The 17,144-nt window shown below is 66.7% G+C and carries 17 protein-coding genes; 7 read left to right on the forward strand and 10 right to left on the reverse strand.

The genetic code is table 11. The features are described 5' to 3' along the window. The first annotated feature begins 101 nt into the window (after positions 1-101). Positions 102-1,100, forward strand: coding sequence for a P1 family peptidase (locus S58_RS23335; protein ID WP_015667834.1), 999 nt, complete (start codon positions 102-104; stop codon positions 1,098-1,100). Between the two features lie 2 nt (positions 1,101-1,102). Here the strand turns inward: S58_RS23335 and S58_RS23340 are convergent, their stop codons facing one another. Continuing rightward, positions 1,103-1,879: an EF-hand domain-containing protein gene (locus S58_RS23340; RefSeq protein ID WP_015667835.1), complete on the reverse strand. Its 777-nt coding sequence runs from the start codon at positions 1,877-1,879 to the stop codon at positions 1,103-1,105. Positions 1,880-2,109: 230 nt separating this feature from the next. Here S58_RS23340 and rpe point away from each other — a divergent pair, with 230 nt between their 5' ends. Genes rpe through S58_RS23355 form a run of 3 tightly spaced genes read left to right on the forward strand, consistent with a single transcriptional unit; the run spans position 2,110 to position 4,184 of the window. Next, complete coding sequence (gene rpe, locus S58_RS23345; RefSeq protein ID WP_015667836.1) at positions 2,110-2,811, forward strand: ribulose-phosphate 3-epimerase; 702 nt, start codon at positions 2,110-2,112, stop codon at positions 2,809-2,811. Between the two features lie 12 nt (positions 2,812-2,823). Then, the gene (locus S58_RS23350) at positions 2,824-3,309 is read left to right on the forward strand and encodes an ureidoglycolate lyase (RefSeq protein ID WP_015667837.1); all 486 of its coding nucleotides are present in this window, start codon (positions 2,824-2,826) and stop codon (positions 3,307-3,309) included. A 44-nt stretch (positions 3,310-3,353) separates the two neighbouring features. Next, a complete protein-coding gene (locus S58_RS23355) occupies positions 3,354-4,184 on the forward strand; it encodes a bifunctional allantoicase/(S)-ureidoglycine aminohydrolase (protein ID WP_015667838.1) in 831 nt (276 codons plus the stop codon). 118 nt (positions 4,185-4,302) lie between these two features. Here S58_RS23355 and S58_RS23360 read toward each other — a convergent pair whose 3' ends face one another. The 7 genes from S58_RS23360 to S58_RS23390 all read right to left on the reverse strand — a co-directional run bounded on the left by S58_RS23360 (position 4,303) and on the right by S58_RS23390 (position 12,367). Continuing rightward, positions 4,303-5,634 carry a dicarboxylate/amino acid:cation symporter gene (locus S58_RS23360; protein ID WP_015667839.1) on the reverse strand — a complete coding sequence of 444 codons (1,332 nt, stop codon included), beginning with the start codon at positions 5,632-5,634 and terminating at the stop codon, positions 4,303-4,305. A 523-nt stretch (positions 5,635-6,157) separates the two neighbouring features. After that, complete coding sequence (locus tag S58_RS23365) at positions 6,158-7,612, reverse strand: serine/threonine protein kinase (RefSeq protein ID WP_015667840.1); 1,455 nt, start codon at positions 7,610-7,612, stop codon at positions 6,158-6,160. A 3-nt stretch (positions 7,613-7,615) separates the two neighbouring features. Beyond that, positions 7,616-8,356: a metallophosphoesterase family protein gene (locus S58_RS23370; RefSeq protein WP_015667841.1), complete on the reverse strand. Its 741-nt coding sequence runs from the start codon at positions 8,354-8,356 to the stop codon at positions 7,616-7,618. A 450-nt stretch (positions 8,357-8,806) separates the two neighbouring features. Then, positions 8,807-9,745 carry a S1/P1 nuclease gene (locus S58_RS23375; RefSeq protein WP_015667842.1) on the reverse strand — a complete coding sequence of 313 codons (939 nt, stop codon included), beginning with the start codon at positions 9,743-9,745 and terminating at the stop codon, positions 8,807-8,809. A 569-nt stretch (positions 9,746-10,314) separates the two neighbouring features. Continuing rightward, on the reverse strand, positions 10,315-10,923 hold the full coding sequence (locus S58_RS23380) for a hypothetical protein (RefSeq protein ID WP_015667843.1): 609 nt from the start codon (positions 10,921-10,923) through the stop codon (positions 10,315-10,317). Continuing rightward, positions 10,920-11,591 (reverse strand): hypothetical protein, encoded by a 672-nt coding sequence (locus tag S58_RS23385; protein WP_015667844.1) that lies wholly within the window; start codon positions 11,589-11,591, stop codon positions 10,920-10,922. Before S58_RS23385 ends, S58_RS23380 begins: the two co-directional genes overlap by 4 nt. Beyond that, positions 11,588-12,367: a MotA/TolQ/ExbB proton channel family protein gene (locus S58_RS23390; RefSeq protein WP_015667845.1), complete on the reverse strand. Its 780-nt coding sequence runs from the start codon at positions 12,365-12,367 to the stop codon at positions 11,588-11,590. The genes S58_RS23385 and S58_RS23390 overlap by 4 nt, the downstream gene beginning before the upstream one ends. A 200-nt stretch (positions 12,368-12,567) precedes the next feature. Between S58_RS23390 and S58_RS23395 the strand changes: the two genes are divergently transcribed. Together S58_RS23395 and S58_RS23400 are read left to right on the forward strand one after the other, a co-directional pair. Then, on the forward strand, positions 12,568-13,926 hold the full coding sequence (locus S58_RS23395) for a sensor histidine kinase (RefSeq protein ID WP_015667846.1): 1,359 nt from the start codon (positions 12,568-12,570) through the stop codon (positions 13,924-13,926). 10 nt (positions 13,927-13,936) lie between these two features. After that, on the forward strand, positions 13,937-14,584 hold the full coding sequence (locus S58_RS23400; protein ID WP_015667847.1) for a response regulator: 648 nt from the start codon (positions 13,937-13,939) through the stop codon (positions 14,582-14,584). 201 nt (positions 14,585-14,785) lie between these two features. Here the strand turns inward: S58_RS23400 and S58_RS23405 are convergent, their stop codons facing one another. Beyond that, positions 14,786-15,373: a TetR family transcriptional regulator gene (locus S58_RS23405; protein WP_015667848.1), complete on the reverse strand. Its 588-nt coding sequence runs from the start codon at positions 15,371-15,373 to the stop codon at positions 14,786-14,788. Continuing rightward, complete coding sequence (locus tag S58_RS38695) at positions 15,370-15,543, reverse strand: hypothetical protein (protein WP_015667849.1); 174 nt, start codon at positions 15,541-15,543, stop codon at positions 15,370-15,372. The genes S58_RS23405 and S58_RS38695 overlap by 4 nt, the downstream gene beginning before the upstream one ends. A 286-nt stretch (positions 15,544-15,829) precedes the next feature. On the opposite strand from S58_RS38695, the gene purB reads away from it, so the two are divergent. Beyond that, positions 15,830-17,131, forward strand: a complete 1,302-nt coding sequence (gene purB / locus S58_RS23415) for an adenylosuccinate lyase (protein ID WP_015667850.1) — start codon at positions 15,830-15,832, stop codon at positions 17,129-17,131. Positions 17,132-17,144: the final 13 nt, after the last annotated feature.

Below are 17,144 nucleotides of genomic sequence, written 5' to 3' on the forward strand. Positions count from 1 at the left end.
TGCGCTCTCATCCGGGCGACAGGGTCCGCGCGCCAAGACATTGAGCCCCCGCGCCGGGCGCGCTATCCATCCGGCATCATCCCCTGCAGCCGAGGGCGACCGTGCAGAACCTCCTTACCGACATCGCAGGCGTGCGCGTCGGACACGCCGATGATGCGGCACTGGCTTCGGGCGTGACCGCGATCCTGTTCGATCAGCCCGTGGTCGCCGCGATCGACATCCGCGGCGGCGGACCCGGGGTGCGCGAGGATGCGCTGCTCGATCCCGTGAACACGGTGGAACGGATCGACGGCATTGCGCTGTCGGGCGGCTCGGCCTTCGGGCTGGAGGCTGCGAGCGGCATCCAGGCCTGGCTGGCGGAACGGGGCCGCGGCTTCGCCATACGTGACGCGCTGATCCCGATCGTGCCCGGCGCGATCATGTTCGACCTGCTGAACGGTGGCAACAAGGCCTGGGGCCGCTACGCGCCCTATCGTGAGCTCGGCTATGCGGCCGCGGCCGCCGCCGACACGACCTTCGCGCTCGGCAGCGTCGGCGCCGGGCTGGGTGCCACCACGGCCAATCTCCAGGGCGGGCTCGGCTCGGCGTCGGCGACGACGCGAGGCGGCATCAAGGTGGCCGCGATCGCCGTCGTCAATGCGGTCGGCAGCGTCACCGTCGGCGACGGCCCCTGGTTCTGGGCCGCGCCTTACGAGATGGATGGCGAGTTCGGCAGTCGCGGCCTGCCGGCCAGCTTCACGCCGGACATGCTGGCGATGCGCATCAAGGGCGGCCCGGCAGCCTCAGCGTCCGAGAATACGACGATCACCCTGGTCGTGACCGATGCCATCCTGACCAAGGCGCAGGCCAAGCGGCTCGCGATGATGGCGCAGACCGGCATGGCGCGGGCGATCTATCCGGTGCACCTGCCGCTCGACGGCGACATCGTGTTCGCGGCCGCCACCTGCGCCAAGCCGATCGAACCGCTGGTCGAACTGAGCGAACTCGGCATGGTCGCGGCCAATGTGCTGGCGCGGGCCATCGCCCGCGGCGTCTACCACGCGAGGCCGCTGCCGTTCGCCGGCGCGCTGCCGTCCTGGCAGGATCGCTTCGGCAGCTGAGCTTACGCGCTCACCGCGGTCGGTGGAGACGTCGAGGCCGACAGCATCTGGGACTGACGCTGGATCAGCTTCTCGATCATGTTGTAGGACGAGGTCGCGGCGTTCGAGGACGTCGTCGCCGCCGGCGTGTTCAGGGTCACCTTGGAGCCGTCGGCGTAGGTGATCGTGGTCGTGGTCGAGCCGTCGCTGTTGGTGGACGAGGAGCTCGACGCGCCCGACAGCGCTTGCATCAGCGCATCCGCCCCCGCTCCGGACGAACTGCCGGAGCTGCCGGACCCGCCCGAGCCGGCCTGATGGTGATGATGACCGCGACCGCTGCCCGCGCCCTTCAGCGCCGATGTCAGCTCATCCATGCTGACATTGCCGTCGGCATTGGTATCGAGCTTGCCGAATACCTTGTCGGCATTGGCGAGGTTGGTGCCGCCGGCGCCGAGCGCAGTCTCGAACTCGGACTTCGTGATCTGCCCGTCACCATCGCCGTCGATCTGCGAGAACAGATCCTGCAACGGGTTGGCCGTCGAACTCGCGCTCGACGACGTGCCGGACTGGCTCTGCGCCGCCAGCAGCGCGTTCATCGTCTCCGGCGCGATCTGCCCGGAGCTGCTGCTGCCGGAGCTCGACCACGGGCTGAAATTGCCCGAGCTGCTCGAGCCGCCGCCGTTCAGACTGAACAGGCCGCCGCCGGAATTGCCCGATTTGCCGGAACCGGACTTGGTGGATCCCAGCGACTGCAGTCCATCCAGGACCGACGACGCGGCCCCCAGTGCAAGACCCCACATGGCGCAACTCCGAGAAGGCCGCTATGAGCGGCGGCGAAACCAATCCTGCGCCTTCCCTCGCAATCGCCGTGCCAGCGCCAAACCGCTGATATGTCCGGATATTTCGCCACGTTGCTGACGCCTGAACCCGGCAGTTCGTGCCGCGCCCGGCAGATTTTTCCCGCTCGCGTTGCCGGACCGGCCCCTGCATGATACGGCGACATCCCCGATCGCACTGGAACAAGCTGCCCATGACCCAGTCCTTCACGCCGCGTCCGCTCGTCATCGCGCCTTCGATCCTGGCGTCGGATTTCTCCAAGCTCGGCGAGGAGGTTCGCGCCGTCGATGCCGCCGGCGCCGACTGGATCCATCTCGACGTCATGGACGGCCATTTCGTGCCGAACATTTCCTACGGCCCCGACGTCATCAAGGCGCTGCGCCCGCATACGACCAAGATCTTCGACGCGCATCTGATGATCACGCCGTGCGATCCCTATCTCGAGGCCTTCGCCAAGGCCGGCTGCGACCATATCACCGTGCACGCCGAGGCTGGCCCGCATCTGCATCGCTCGCTGCAGGCGATCCGCGCGCTTGGCAAGAAGGCCGGCGTCTCGCTCAACCCGTCGACCCCACTCAGCGTGCTGGAATACGTGCTCGACCTCGTCGACCTCGTGCTGATCATGTCGGTCAATCCCGGCTTCGGCGGCCAGGCCTTCATTCCCTCGGCGATCGGCAAGATCCAGGATCTGCGCGCGATGACGGCTGGCCGGCCCATCGACGTCGAGGTTGATGGCGGCGTCGGCCGCGACAATGCCGGCGCGCTCGCCGCCGCCGGCGCCAACGCCTTCGTCGCCGGCTCGGCCGTGTTCAAGGGCGGCACGACAGAGGCCTATCGCAGCAACATCGCCGCGATCCGCGACGCTGCCGCGTCCGCGCGCGGCGAAGCGATCTGAGCACGGCAGGCAATGCAAAGGCTCACGCCGCAGCCGCTGACCAAAGCGACCTTCGCCCGCTTCGGCGACGTCGTCGAGACCGATGGCGCCGCGCCGATCGAGATCAACCAGGGCTTTGCCCGCCGCTGCAACGGCCTTGCCGTCATCGACGTGACGTCGGGCGGCGCGGCCGTGAACATCAGCCTGTTCGAGGCCAAGCCGCGGCCGCTCCCGATCGAGATCAAGCTGATGGAGCGGCATCCGCTCGGCAGCCAGCTGTTCATGCCGCTGCAGGACCGGCCCTGGCTGGTCGTGGTATGCGACGACCCGCGCGATGCCGCGAGCTATTGCGCCTTTGCCGCGAGCGGCCGCCAGGGCGTGAACTACGCCCGCAACGTCTGGCACCATCCGCTCTTGGTGTTCGATGAAGCCTCACGCTTCATGGTGGTCGACCGCATCAGCGCCGACAATCTCGAGGAGCTGTGGCTGGAGCAGCCGCTGTTTTTGAGCATCCTTTGAATGGTGGCGCGCGGGCGACTGATCCGCGCGCAGGAGAGACGATGATGGACAAGCCGAACTACTTCGTGCCGCATGGCGGCCATCCGCCGCAGACCGATCTGCTCACCGGGCGCGCCGTCTTCACCGAAGCCTACGCCGTCATCCCCAAGGGCGTGATGCGCGACATCGTCACCTCAGCGCTGCCGTTCTGGGACAAGACCCGGACCTGGATCATCGCGCGTCCGCTGTCGGGCTTCTCCGAGACGTTCTCGCAATACATCGTCGAGGTGTCGCCGGGCGGCGGCAGCACCCAGCCTGAGCCCGACCCGGAAGCCGAAGGCGTGCTGTTTGTGGTCGGTGGCGAGATTACGCTCACCATCGCCGGCACCGAACATCGCCTCGGCAAGGGTGGCTACGCCTTCTTGCCGCCATCCTGCAAATGGACGCTGAAGAACGACAGCGCGGCGCCCGCGACCTTCCACTGGATCCGCAAGGCCTACGAGGCCGTCCCCGGCATCCCCGTGCCCGAAGCCTTCGTCACCCACGAGGCGTCGATCGCCCCTGCCCCGATGCCGGAAACGCAGGGCCGCTGGGCCACCACGCGCTTCGTCGATCCGCTCGACGTCCGCCACGACATGCATGTCAACATCGTCACCTTCGAGCCGGGCGCCGTGATCCCGTTCCTCGAGACGCATGTGATGGAGCACGGCCTCTACGTGCTCGAGGGCAAGGCGGTCTACAAGCTCAACCGCGACTGGGTCGAGGTCGAGGCCGGTGACTTCATGTGGCTGCGCGCCTTCTGCCCGCAGGCCTGCTACGCCGGCGGCCCCGGCCGCTTCCGCTATTTGCTCTACAAGGACGCCAACCGCCACATGAAGCTGCGGCCGTTCCGGTGAGGTGAGCGGCGCTCGTGCCCCTCGCCGGTCATTGCGAGGAGCGTAGCGACGACGCAATCCAGAGTCGTTGGCTGAGCTCTGGATTGCTTCGCTTCGCTCGCAATGACGGGTGTAGCAATCACGCCCCCTGGTACTCCACCTCCTCTGCCGTGCCGCGGTCGAGCACGGCCATCGCCTTGGCGTGGTCGAGGTCGTTCTCCCAGGCGGCGACGACGACGGTGGCGACGCAATTGCCGATGAGATTGCCGACGGCCCGCGCAATGCCGACGAACCAGTCGACTGACAGCACCAGCACCAGACCGATCGCGGGGATGGCCGGCACGGCGCCGAGCGTCGCCGCGAGGATCACGATCGCCGAGCCCGGCACGCCGTGCGCGCCCTTGGACGTGATCAGGGATACGCCGAGCACCAGCAGAAGGTCGCTGACCGACAGCGGTGTGTTGGTGGCCTGGGCGATGAACACGACGGCGAGCGTCAGGTAGATCGAGAACGCATCGAGATTGAACGAGTAGCCGGTCGGGATCACCAGGCCGACGACCTCCTGCTTGACGCCCATCGCCTCGAGCTTGCGCATGATCTGCGGCAGCACGGAATCCGACGAGGCCGTCGCCAGCACGATCAGCAGCTCCTCTTTCAGGTAGCGCAGGAACTTGAACAGGCTGAGGCCGGCGATGCGCATCACGATGCCGAGCGCGATGATGACGAACAGCGCCACCGAGACGTAGAACAGCACGACCAGCGCCAGCAGCTGCTTGAGCGAGCCGATGCCGTATTTGCCGACGGTGAATCCGATCGCGCCGAGCACGCCGAGGGGCGCGACCCGCACGATCAGCCCCATCGCCTTGAACAGCACCTTGGCGATGGAATCGATCAGGTCGACCACGGGCTTGCCGGGCTCGCCGACCAGCGCCAGGCTGACGCCGAAGATCACGGCGAAGAACAGCACCTGCAGTACGTCGTTGCGGGCGAAGGCATCGAACACGGTGGGCGGAATGATGTTGAGGACGAAGCCGCCGAAGCCACCGCCCTGCAGCTTATGGGCATTATCGGCGAAGCTCGCGAGCTGCTTGGCATCGAGCTTGGAGACGTCGATATCCATGCCGTGGCCGGGACCGAACAGCAGCGCCAGGACGAGGCCGAAGGCCAGCGCGATCGTGGTCATGCCCTCGAAATAGACCAGCGACTTGACGCCGACACGGCCGACCTTCTTCAGGTCACCGGCGCTGGCGATGCCGTGCACGACGACGCAGAACACGATCGGCGCGACGACCATGGCAATCAGGCGCAGGAAGGCGTCGCTGAAGAATTTGAGCGCCTGCGCGGTCTCCGGTGCGAGGACGCCGATCAGGATACCAACCACGAGCGCAGCCACGACCTGGAAGAACAGCGAGCCGAACAGGCTGCCCTTCGGCGACGCCGTCTGCGCCATGCTCACATCGGTTGCGGCCATCGATCGTCCCCCTCGTCAAACAAGAACGACGCGCCCCACGCGCGTCACAATGTCACTGTGGCGACAGAGCGCTTGAAAGGCAATCGCAGCCGCGCCCGAATTTGAGGCTGCGGATGCTGCTTCGAACGTCATGCTTGAAAGGTGAAGAAATGGGGTTGTGTTGCTCATGACGTGTCCGGTTGCAGCTTCGTAGCCCGGAGGAGCGAAGGCCGGCGCCCGAAAGGGCGGAGGACGGAGCGACATCCGGGGTCTCACGCGCGGTGTCGGTGAACCCGGATGTCGCTTCGCTCATCCGGGCTACGCGGCGGCGGGTGGGCAAAGGCGCGGCCGGGCTACGTCACATGCGAGATCGCAGTGGCGCCGTGCCCATCATTCCTGCTGATGAGTTCGCGGTGGGACTCCGCCGTTGCAACATGCTCCGTCATTGCGAGCGCAGCGAAGCAATCCAGAATCCCTCCGCGGCGGCAGCCTGGATTGCTTCGCTGCGCTCGCAATGACGGGGAGAGAGCGGGGCCTGCACTCCTCATCCCCCCGACACGACCTTCGCCGGCACATCATCATCCTCATCATCCGCCTCCCGCGTGGCATGGCGCGTGCGCACCACCGTCACCGTGCAGCCCGCCTCCGCGGCGACCTTCGCCGAGACGCTGCCGAGCAAGGAGCGCAGCACGGAATCGCGGCGGGCGCCGATGATGATGTGGTCGACCTGGTTGACCTCGGCGAACTCGATGATGGCGGCGGCCGGATCGACCGCTTCGAGCACGTGGACCGTCAGCCGGCTGGCGTCCAGCTTCAGCGGCGTCGCCCAGTGCTTCAGCGCGACCATGCGGTCGATGTGCTTGTTGTTGCCCTCCTCGTCCAGAGTGCGGTCGATCGTGAGACGGCCGAGCTTCAGCACGTTGACGCAGGCGAGCCGCGCCGCCGGCAATGTCGCCAGGATGCGCTGCGCGGTCACGCGCAGCGCGCCGTTGAGCTCCTCGCCGCCTTCCGACGTGTCGATCGCGACCGCCACGATCGGGCTGGAGGCGATCTGCAGCGCGACGTCGGATTTCTGTTCCGGCTGCACCAGGCCGCGATTGAAGCGGCGGCGCCACACCGTGGTGATCGGATCGCGCTTGACCTTCTCCGAGCGCGCCGTGAGCTTGACCTGGTCGGGATGGCCGAGATCGAAGGCGAGCTGCGCGGCCGTGGGATAGCGCCAGACCGGCTCGATCTCGAGACAGCGCAGCACGATCTCCTGCAGCCATGGCGGGTAGTCCGGCTTCAATTGCCGCGGCGGATAGGGATCACGCCACAGCCGCCGGCGCATGCCGCGCAGCGTCTCGGTCTCGCCGAACGGCCGCACGCCGGTGGTGAAGAAATACAAGAGCACGCCGAGCGAAAACAGATCGCTGCGCGGATCGCTGCGGGTGCCCATCATGCGCTCGGGCGCCATGTAGGGCGCGGTGCCGTAAGGCAGGCGGAATTCCTCCTGCAGCAGGTCCGGCAGATGCTTGTGGCACGACAGGCCGTAGTCGATCAGCACCGCCTCTCCCGTGGGCCGGAACATGATGCTGGACGGCTTGATGTCGTGATGGATGACGTGCTGCCGGTGCAGATCGGCGAGCGCGGTGGCGATCCGCGCCACCAGGCTGCGCGCCTCCTCGTAAGGCAGCGGCAGCTCCGGCAGCCGCTTGTACAGAGTCTCACCCGGAATCTGCTCGATCACCACATAGGCCTGGGTGGCGAAATCGCCGGTGCCGAAACAGGCCGGCACGTGCGGCCCCGACAGCTTCGGCAAAATCATCTGCTCCATCTCGAAGCTGACGATCGCCGCGGGGTCCTCGCCCTCGGAGACGCGCGGCACCTTCATCAGGATCGGACGGTCGATGTCGGGACGTGTGACGCTCCACAACGTCGCCATGCCGCCGGAATGCACGCAGTCACCGACCGTGAAGCCGTCGATGACGACGCCGGGCTGAAGCTTGGAGTGTGGCATGCTCTAACGCCCCATCGAGAGCCGCTGCGCCAGCCAGGGCGGCAGGCCGTTGTCGCGAATGCGCTGCGCCGCCGCCTCGACGTCATAGGGCACGCGGCAATAGGTCAGCTCGCGCGTTTTCGTATCGAAGGTCACGAACGACGCCGCCGGATCGCCGTCGCGGGGCTGGCCGACCGAGCCGACCACGGCGAGCCATTGCCGTCCACGCAAGAGCTGAACCGGCATGTTCGCGGTCGGCGTGAAGCTCGTCATCTTGGCGGTCGCCGACATCGAATACAGCGCGGGGCGATGGATGTGGCCGCAGAACGTCACCTGGGCCTCGGTCGCGATCATGCTGCGCGCGGCGTCGGCCGACGACTGCACATAGCGCCAGCGCGGCGGGCTCGACGCCTCCGCATGCACGAACAGACGATCGTCATCGCCGACGCTCATCGGCAGCTCGGCGAGGAAGCGGCGTTGCTCGGCGCTGAGACGTCCGCGCGTCCACTCGATCGCCGCCTGCGCCTCGGCATTCATCGTCTCGCTGGCGGTGGAGATGGCATTGTCATGGTTGCCGCGCACCGCGAGCCCACCATTGGCGACCATCTCCATGACGGTGTCGACCGACCACTCCGGATCGGCACCATAGCCGACGATGTCACCGAGGCAGATCAGCCGCTCGGCGCCCCGTGCACGCGCAGCTTCGAGGCAGGCCGCGAAGGCCTGCCGATTGGCATGGATGTCCGTGAAAATCGCCAGCAGCACTCCGGTCCTCCCGTCCCCAAGCTAGCGGCCGTGGTCGCACGGGGCTTGAGGAACATCAAACCAGGATAGGCCGGCAGGCGCCGAATGTCAGCGGTTCAGGCTCGCGACCGCCCGAGCCTCTGCGCGCGCCCCGAGCGAACGCCGCAGCCCGGATGAGCAGACGCCGAAGCCTGAAGAGCGCAGGCGGATGCGATATCCGGGGTCTCACGCGGTGCGGAGATGATCCCGGATGTCGCTATCGTCGAATCCCTTCGGGCTTCGCCGGAGCTCATCCGGGCTTTAGGCGTGCTGCTGCCGACGATCTCCGCCGTTTCAGCTTGCTCCGTCATTGCGAGCGCAGCGAAGCAATCCAGAGTCCCGCCCACGACTCTGGATTGCTTCGCTGCGCTCGCAACGACGTGGAGAGAGTGTGCGTCATCGCCTATGACCGGATGAGCGGCAGCTCCCCCGCTACCGCAACAACACCTCGAGCAGATTGGCCAGCCGCGCGGCTGCGAGTGCGGCCTGCTTGCGAGCGGTTTCGCGGGCGTTGGTCTCGTACTCGCGGGTCAGCTCGGCCGGCTGCTTGTCGGTGCGCACGGGCGCGGCATAGGCTGTGGTCTTGGCGAGATCGAAGCTCTCCTGGGCCCATGTCGCGGGATCGATGATCTGCGCCTTGGCAGCGTCGGCGGTGACCGATGACAGGCCGCCGCGCTGGTCGGCATCGAAGACGGCGCCGAACACCGTCGAATAGCCGCCGAAGATCCCGTCCCAATACGCATGCAGCGCCAGCGTCTCGCCGTTGGCGGCGACCACCTGCTCCTCGTTGCCGCCGCGGTCGCCGCCCTTGTCCGGCAACGCGGCCGAATAGCGCGCGATGGCGTGCAGCGGCTGATGCAGATCTCCCACCAAATGGATCATCCAGCTGAGACTATACGAGCGCAGGGTCTCCGAGGCGTCGCTGTTCGCCGGCAGCTTCGCGATCATCAGCTTGAGCTGGGACACCGCATCCACGGAGTCCGGGCGCGGCAGCGGTGTATCATCAGCCGAGAACAGCGCGTCCTTGTAGTGCCAATAGGCATGCTTGAGGTGGCCGTACGGCACCAGCTGCTTCGCAGTCGAATCCGTCACCTGGTCGTCGTAATAGTCCGGCTTCATCTTGATGTCGTCGGGCCACGTCGCCGCGTGCACGAAAGCGTAGAGCTGCTCCTGGCCTTGCGGAGCTCCGGCGATCCAATTGGCATAGTCGGGATTGAGCTTGAGCAGCGCATCGGCCCGGTCTCGCGCCGCAGGTGTCAGCTTCTTGTAGGCCACATAGGCAATCTGCATGTGGCCTTCGTCCCACCATGCCAGGGCCGGTGCCGCCGGCGACACCAGCGCAACGACGAATGCAATCGCCAGCCTGCGCATCGCAATGCTCCCTCGAGATCGAATGGACCGGACAAGATCGACTGACGTCATCAGCAATGATCCGGAGCCTAACGCGCGCCGACGGACTTGGCAATTTCACCGTCGCCCGCCGGCAGGCGCGATCGCGGCGGCCTGGCAGCCGTCATGCGCCTGTCATGAAGCGGACGGAGTTATATGCATTGTCACTGTAGCTAACCCCAGCGCCCTTTCGGACGCCGGCTGTCGTTCATCCGGGCACAGGCGACGACGCACACTCTCTCCACATCATTGCGAGCGCAGCGAAGCAGATCCAGAGTCGTGGGCGGGACTCTGGATTGCTTCGCTGCGCTTGCAATGACGGAACAAGCTGAAACAGCGGAGAACGTCGGCGGCAGCACGCCCGTAGCCCGGATGAGCTCCGTCGAAGCCCAAAGGGCTTCGACGATAGCGACATCCGGGTTCATCGCCACTCCTCGTCCGACCCCGCATGTAGCTATCGCCGACGCCCTTTCGGGCGCCGGCTGTCGCTCATGCGGGCTACGGGAGCGTCATTGCGGACGCGACACGTGTTCCTGCTCGGTCGTCGCCCCCTACTGCTCATCCTTCGGCGGCATGCGCGGCGGCAGCAGTGGCGTGAAGGAGACGCCGTCGCCGGCGTTCTTGGCGGCCTTGAACTCGCCGGTGGAGGGATCGCCGCCGGCAGTTTCGATGATGGTCTTCGGCAGGATGTATTCGCGCGCGGCGTCGATGATGCCGCCATCGCCGGTGCCGAAATCGGCGGCGCGGCCGCCTTGCAGATGGCCGGCGGCGATCTGGTCGGCGGCGTGCTGGGCCTTCTCGGCGAGCTTGTCGCTGAAGGGAATGCGGTAGGCACGCGGCACGCCGCTCGGGCGGTTGTCGTCGTCGAGCGTCTCGACCCACAGATAGACCGCGCCGGGATCACCCTCGACGGTGTGCGGATCGACGATCCGCACCTGCAGCACCTTGAAGCTCTTCGGCAACCGGTCGATGCTGGCCCAGCCGAGCAGGCTGCGGGCGCCGACGAAGCTGCCGACATAGAACGCGCTGGTGACGACGACCGCCACCGCCTTGGCCTGCCACGGCAGCCGGGCATAGACCAGCACCAGCAACAGCAGCGCGCCGATCAGCGCGTAGCAGACGGACAGCGTGACGATGACGGTCTGCAGATGGCTCATCATCGCCTGATCATCCTGACGCCGGTCTTGGGATCGAGGTCGGCGCCATTGGCGCGGACGTTGCGGAACGTCTCCAGCAGTGATTTCGGCCTACGCTGCACCTCGACGACCTTGCCTTCCGCGTCGAGCCTGAAGCGCAGCGCGGTCTTCTCGTCGCCGGAATGATCGAGCACCACCTTGTCGTCGAAGATCACCTGCGCCGTCGGATTGAGCTTCTGCACCTTCACCTTGGCCTCGACCGGCGCGCCGCTGACGTTCTGGAAATGCGAGATGTTGACGGTGTATTCGCCGGCCACGATGCCGCGCACCGTGACGATCTCCTCGCGGATCGGCGACGGGATCTTCAGGCCGTTGACCAGGATGAAATCGTTGGCGCCGCCGCGATCGTCGCGGTCGAGCGTGAGAAACCCGGCCTCGCGATGCCGGTACCACGCGATGTTGCCGACGGGGTCCTGCACGAACAGATCGAGATCGTCGGGATGGTTGTCCGGCCAGTCCATCGTGATCAGGAACTCGGCTTTCGAGTCGACCTTGCCGTCCTTGGCGTCCGGCGAGATCGCGAGCACCGCGATGAAGAAGAAGAACGCGACGATCTGCAGCGCCTTGAACAGCATCACGCTGAACGGGTCGAACTGCTCCTCGCGCGGATAGAGCCCGAAATCGTCCATCATGCGCCGTGCTCCGGAGAACGCTCCATCGCGCGCTCCAGCCGCGGCGTCACCCGAGTCTCCGTCAGCATCACGGCATCGGAGAACACCCGTCCCGTCGCCCCATCCAGCAGGTAGTACTGGATGCGCACCAGGATCGAGCCGACGAGGCCGGCGAGCGTGGTGTACATCGCCACCGCCATGCCGTCGCTCATCAGCCCCATCGACGACTTCATCGCCAGCTTGTCGTTGACGTCGAGGCCGGCGATCGGCGCAAGCATGATGATGAAGCCGATGATGGTACCGAGCAGGCCGAGCTTCATCAGGGTGTCCGAGGCAAAGCCGCCGAAGCCGTTGGAGCCGCGCAGCCGATCGGCAAGCGTGCGCAGCAGCAGCGTCTGGTCGAGGCGCCCTGCCCCTTGCGTCCTGGCCTTGGTGACGAGGCTCCTGATGTGGTTGGCGACGAGCCCGGGCGGCAGCAGTTGCGCATCGGGTTCGAGCGCGCGGGCGGCATCGGGTCCGATCAGGACCGCGCGACAGCGCCGGGCGGCGTCCGCCTCGCGCGCGATCGCCCGGGTGCGCCAGAAGCAATGGCCGCACGTGACCACATAGAGCACGGTGACGACGCTCGAAATGTAGGTGCGGTCCGAGGCGACCATCAAATGGAAGTAGCCGTAGCGCGCCAGCACGACCGCCGCGAACACGGTCAGGCCCGTGAAGATCATCCAGAGCAGCAGCGGCCCGCGCTCGGCTGCGTCGCGCGCAGGTTCCACCCTTTCGGCACTGTTGACCACGCTCATGCAGGCACTCCCCGATGGCGGCGCCTGTCGCATGCGGCGCCTTTGACCGCGAAGTTAAGCAGAGCGGCGGAACATCGTCCAAAGACATCTGCCTCGGGGCGCTCGGGAAATTTGCCTGACCTGGCGCTTGCTGCAGTGCATTCGCTTGGCGGGGCACCGGCCGGTTGTTACGCTGCGGCAAAAGCCTTGGAGAGCATCGCATGCGTCTCGTGCTTCAGCTCATCGCGCGCCTCGCACTGATCGTGCTGCTGTGTCTGGCGGCCGCAGCCCTATGGGTCACCGTCGACGCCTATCGCAGTGTGGATCGCGCCACCGCAGCCTCGGCCGACCGGGTCTCGCAGGCGCTGGAGGCGCTGTATTGGCGCGAGCTGCTGTTGCGCAGCAACAGGTCGCGCGACCGGCTGCTGCCGCTGCCCGACTGGCGCACCACCGAGACGATGAAGCTGATCGCACCCGGCATCTGCGTGCAGCTCAAACCCGAGGCCGCCTTCGAAAAGCCGCTGTGCGGCCAGAGCAAGGGCCTCGGCGCCGCGCCGCCGCGCTGGTTCTCGCAGCTCGTCCAAGCCATCCTCGGCGACCACGCCGCGGTCGCGCGAGCCATCAGCGCCCGCGCGACGACCGCCGGCACCGTGTCGGCGATCGCCGATCCCGATGCGGCGATCCAGCTCGCCTGGCAGCGCATCCAGGACAGCTTTGGCGTGGCGCTGGCGATGGCGATCGCGATCGGCGTGCTGGCTTCGCTCGCGATCGCGCATGCGCTGGCGCCGGCGCGCAGCATCGTCCAGGCGCTGCAGCGGATGGCCGAAGGCGATCATCGCCCGGCGCTGCCGCGCTTTCGCTCGATGGAGCTCGCGATGATCGGCCGCGCCGTCGGCGAGCTCGGCGACCGGCTGTCCCAGTCCAACGAGCAGCGTGCCGCGCTGACCGAGCGGTTGCTCGACATCCGCGACGAGGAGCGGCGAGCGCTGGCGCGCGAGCTGCACGACGAGTTCGGACAGAACCTCACCGCGATTCTCGCCTTCGCCTCGACGATCGAGAACGCCGGCGCCGGCCGCGGCGATCAGGTGGCGCAGGACGCGCGCATGATCACGCAGTCCGTCAGCCATCTGATGGCGTGCCTGCGCGGCACCTTGAGCCGGCTGCGCCGTCCGCTGACCGAGGAGCTCGGACTCGAGGCCGGCCTGGTGGCGCTGACCCAGAATTATCAGCACGCCGCGCGGCCGGCGATCCGGCTCGACCTGCACGGCGATCTCGCCGACATCCAGGGCCCGGTCGCGGTGACCGCCTATCGGATGGCGCAGGAATGCCTGACCAATGCGCTGCGCCACACCGACGCACGCGAGGTGTCGCTGCGCGTCGAGCGGCGCTCCGGGCCTGACGGCGCGCTATTGATCTCGATCGAGGATGATGGCGGCGGCGACGCCGGCCAGCTCGTGCAATCGACCGGTTACGGCCTCACCGGCATCCGCGAGCGGATCGCAGCCGTCGGCGGCTCGCTGTCGATTGGCCCGGCCGCGCGCGGGCTCAGCGTGTCGGCCACGATCCCGCTGGCGGCCTGAGACCACCGGCATGCCCGAGCCCTCAGGCATTTCGATTCTGCTGGTCGACGACCACCCGGTGGTCCGCCAGGGCTATCGCCGCGTGCTGGAAAGCCAGGACGGCTTTCGCGTCATCGCCGAGGCCGACAGCGCGGCGGCCGCCTATTTGGCCTTCAAGGCCCATGCGCCCGACGTGGTCGTGCTCGACATCTCGATGAAGGGCGCCAGCGGGCTGGAGGCGATCCGCAACATCCGGGCCCGCGACCATCGCGCCTGCATCCTCGTGTTCTCGATGCATGGCGAGGCGCCGCTGGTGAAGGCGGCGTTCGCGGCCGGCGCCAGCGGCTTCGTCACCAAGAGCAGCGAGCCGTCGGCGCTGGTGCGCGCCATCCGCATGGTGATCCGCGGCGAGCGCGCGCTGAGCGACGACGTCGCCCATGTGCTGGCCGCCGACAGCCTGGACCCGCAGCAGACCGTGCTGGATCGATTGGGCGAGCGCGAGATCGAGATCCTGCGCCAGTTCGCGTCCGGCCTGACCACCGAGCAGATCGCTGCGAACCTTCATCTCAGCGTCAAGACGGTCCAGAACTATCATTATCTGGTGAAGGCGAAGACCGGATTGCAGACCGATGCGCAACTCGTGCGGCTCGCCGTGAACAGCGGGCTGACGGATTTGTAGCAGCGCTCGAGCCGCTCGTTTGCGAGCGAGCTTTCTCCACCCGTCATTGCGAGCGCAGCGAAGCAATCCAGAGTCCCGCCCACCACCCTGGATTGCTTCGCTGCGCTCGCAATGACGTGGTGGGAGATCGCGCCACGCTGCCAATGGCGCCTGCAGCTAGCGCTCCCCTACAGGCCTCGTGCCCGTCACCTATCGCGTGCGCTAGCGTGCCGCCAGCCCGCGCAACAACAAGGTCAGCACGGCATCGACCCGGCCCTGACAGGCGCAATCAGCCCATTCCTCGGCGTGGGCGGGATGGTGAAAACTTCTCGTCGCATCGAAGATCGCGGCGGCCGCGGTCTTTGGATCGGCGACGTCGAATGCGCCCTGGGCGACGCCCTCGGCGATCATGCCCTCGACCTGGGCGATCAGGACCTGCTTGTGGGCTTTGACCACCGAGCAGGCCTCGCGCGCCAGCGTCAGGTAGGTCGCGAACATCTCGGGATCTTCGCAGACTCGTCTCTGCTTGGCGCCGAACAACTCGCGCAGCCAGCGTTCGAGCTTCGCTGGCGCAGGTCCCGGCTCGGCCGCGATCTGCGCCAGCGGCGCGCTGACCCGTTCGAGCCAGCGGCGCGCGACGGCCTCGCGCAGCGACGCCTTGCTCGGAAAGTGCCGGTAGACGGAGCCGTGGCTGACATCGAGCGCTCTCGCGACGTCGACCACCGTCGCTTTGGCGAGCCCATAACGGCGCAACACATCCTCGGTGACTTCGAGAATGCGCTCTGATGTCAGAACCACGGCCTCATTCATGCGTGCACCATATCGGCGTCCGGCGTATGCGCCTTGATCTGCATCGTCTCCGCCCCATCGAGGGACGACGAGACGCGAAACTTCGCGGCCTGCGCCTCCAGGTGACGCGCGACCTGGAGATTCAGCCAGTCCTGGAATTGTGTGTGCAGCAATCGCTTTTCAATCTTCATCGAAGCGGTCCTTCGCAGTTCGAAACCGCTGAACCCATGGTCAGACAGTACAAGGTTGGTCGTAAGCACGATGGCAGAATCGATATACACCATCGCGCTGACAGATTTCAATATCTGTCAGCGCGATTTCGAAAAATGGTATTATAATCCCTCTGATCGGCGAAACAGCGCTCGAACCGCCCCGTTTGTATCGTCCCAGCCGCTCTGCTAGAGCACGGCGTAAAGCCGCTGGCGCCAGTGCGATGCTGGATTCGCCCGCCTTCCCTCCCGCCCTGGAGCGCCGTCGATGATCCCCCGCTATAGCCGTCCCGAAATGGCCTCGATCTGGGAGCCGCAGACCCGGTTCAAGATCTGGTTCGAGATCGAGGCGCATGCGGCGGACGCGCTGGCCGAGCTCGGCACGATCCCGAAGGATGCCGCCAAGACCATCTGGGCCAAGGCCAAGAACGCCACCTTCGACGTCGCCCGCATCGACGAGATCGAGCGCGAGACCAAGCACGACGTCATCGCCTTCCTGACGCATCTGGCCGAGATCGTCGGTCCCGAGGCGCGCTTCGTGCATCAGGGCATGACCTCCTCCGACGTGCTCGACACCTGCCTCAACGTCCAGCTCACCCGCGCCGCGGACCTGCTGCTGGCCGATCTCGACCGCGTGCTGGCGGCGCTGAAGACGCGCGCCTTCGAGCACAAGATGACGCCGACCATCGGCCGCTCGCACGGCATCCATGCCGAGCCGGTGACGTTCGGCCTCAAGCTTGCCTACGCCTATGCCGAGTTCGGCCGCGCCCGCGAGCGCCTGGTCGCGGCGCGCAAGGAAATCGCGACCTGCGCCATCTCCGGCGCGGTCGGCACCTTCGCGCAGATCGATCCCCGCGTGGAGGAGCACGTCGCCAAGGCGATGGGTCTCAGCCCCGAGCCGATCTCGACGCAGGTGATTCCGCGCGACCGCCACGCGATGTTCTTTGCAACCCTTGGCGTCATCGCCTCTTCCGTGGAGCGCCTGGCGACCGAAGTGCGCCATCTGCAGCGCACCGAGGTGCTCGAAGCCGAGGAGTTCTTCTCGGAGGGACAGAAGGGCTCGTCGGCGATGCCGCACAAGCGCAACCCGGTGCTGTCGGAGAACCTCACCGGCCTCGCCCGCATGGTGCGCGCCTATGTGACCCCGGCGATGGAGAACGTCGTGCTGTGGCACGAGCGCGACATCTCGCACTCGTCGGTCGAGCGCATGATCGGCCCCGACGCCACCGTGACGCTCGACTTCGCGCTGGTGCGCCTCGCCGGCCTGATCGAGAAGCTGCTCGTCTATCCCGCCAACATGGCTAAGAACCTCGACCGCCTTGGCGGCCTTGTGCACTCGCAGCGCGTGCTGATCGCGCTGACCCAGAAGGGCGCAAGCCGCGAGGACTCCTACAAGCTCGTCCAGCGCAACGCGATGCCGGTATGGCGCGGCGAAGGCGACTTCCGCACCTTGCTCAAGGCCGACACCGAGGTGAAGAAGTATCTGACGGATGCCGAAATCGACGAGCAGTTCGACCTCGGCTACCACCTGAAGCACGTCGACACGATCTTCAAGCGCGTGTTCGGGTAAGGCTGATCGCGCG

Origin of the sequence: Bradyrhizobium oligotrophicum S58 (assembly GCF_000344805.1) — a bacterium.
Taxonomy (GTDB): domain Bacteria; phylum Pseudomonadota; class Alphaproteobacteria; order Rhizobiales; family Xanthobacteraceae; genus Bradyrhizobium; species Bradyrhizobium oligotrophicum.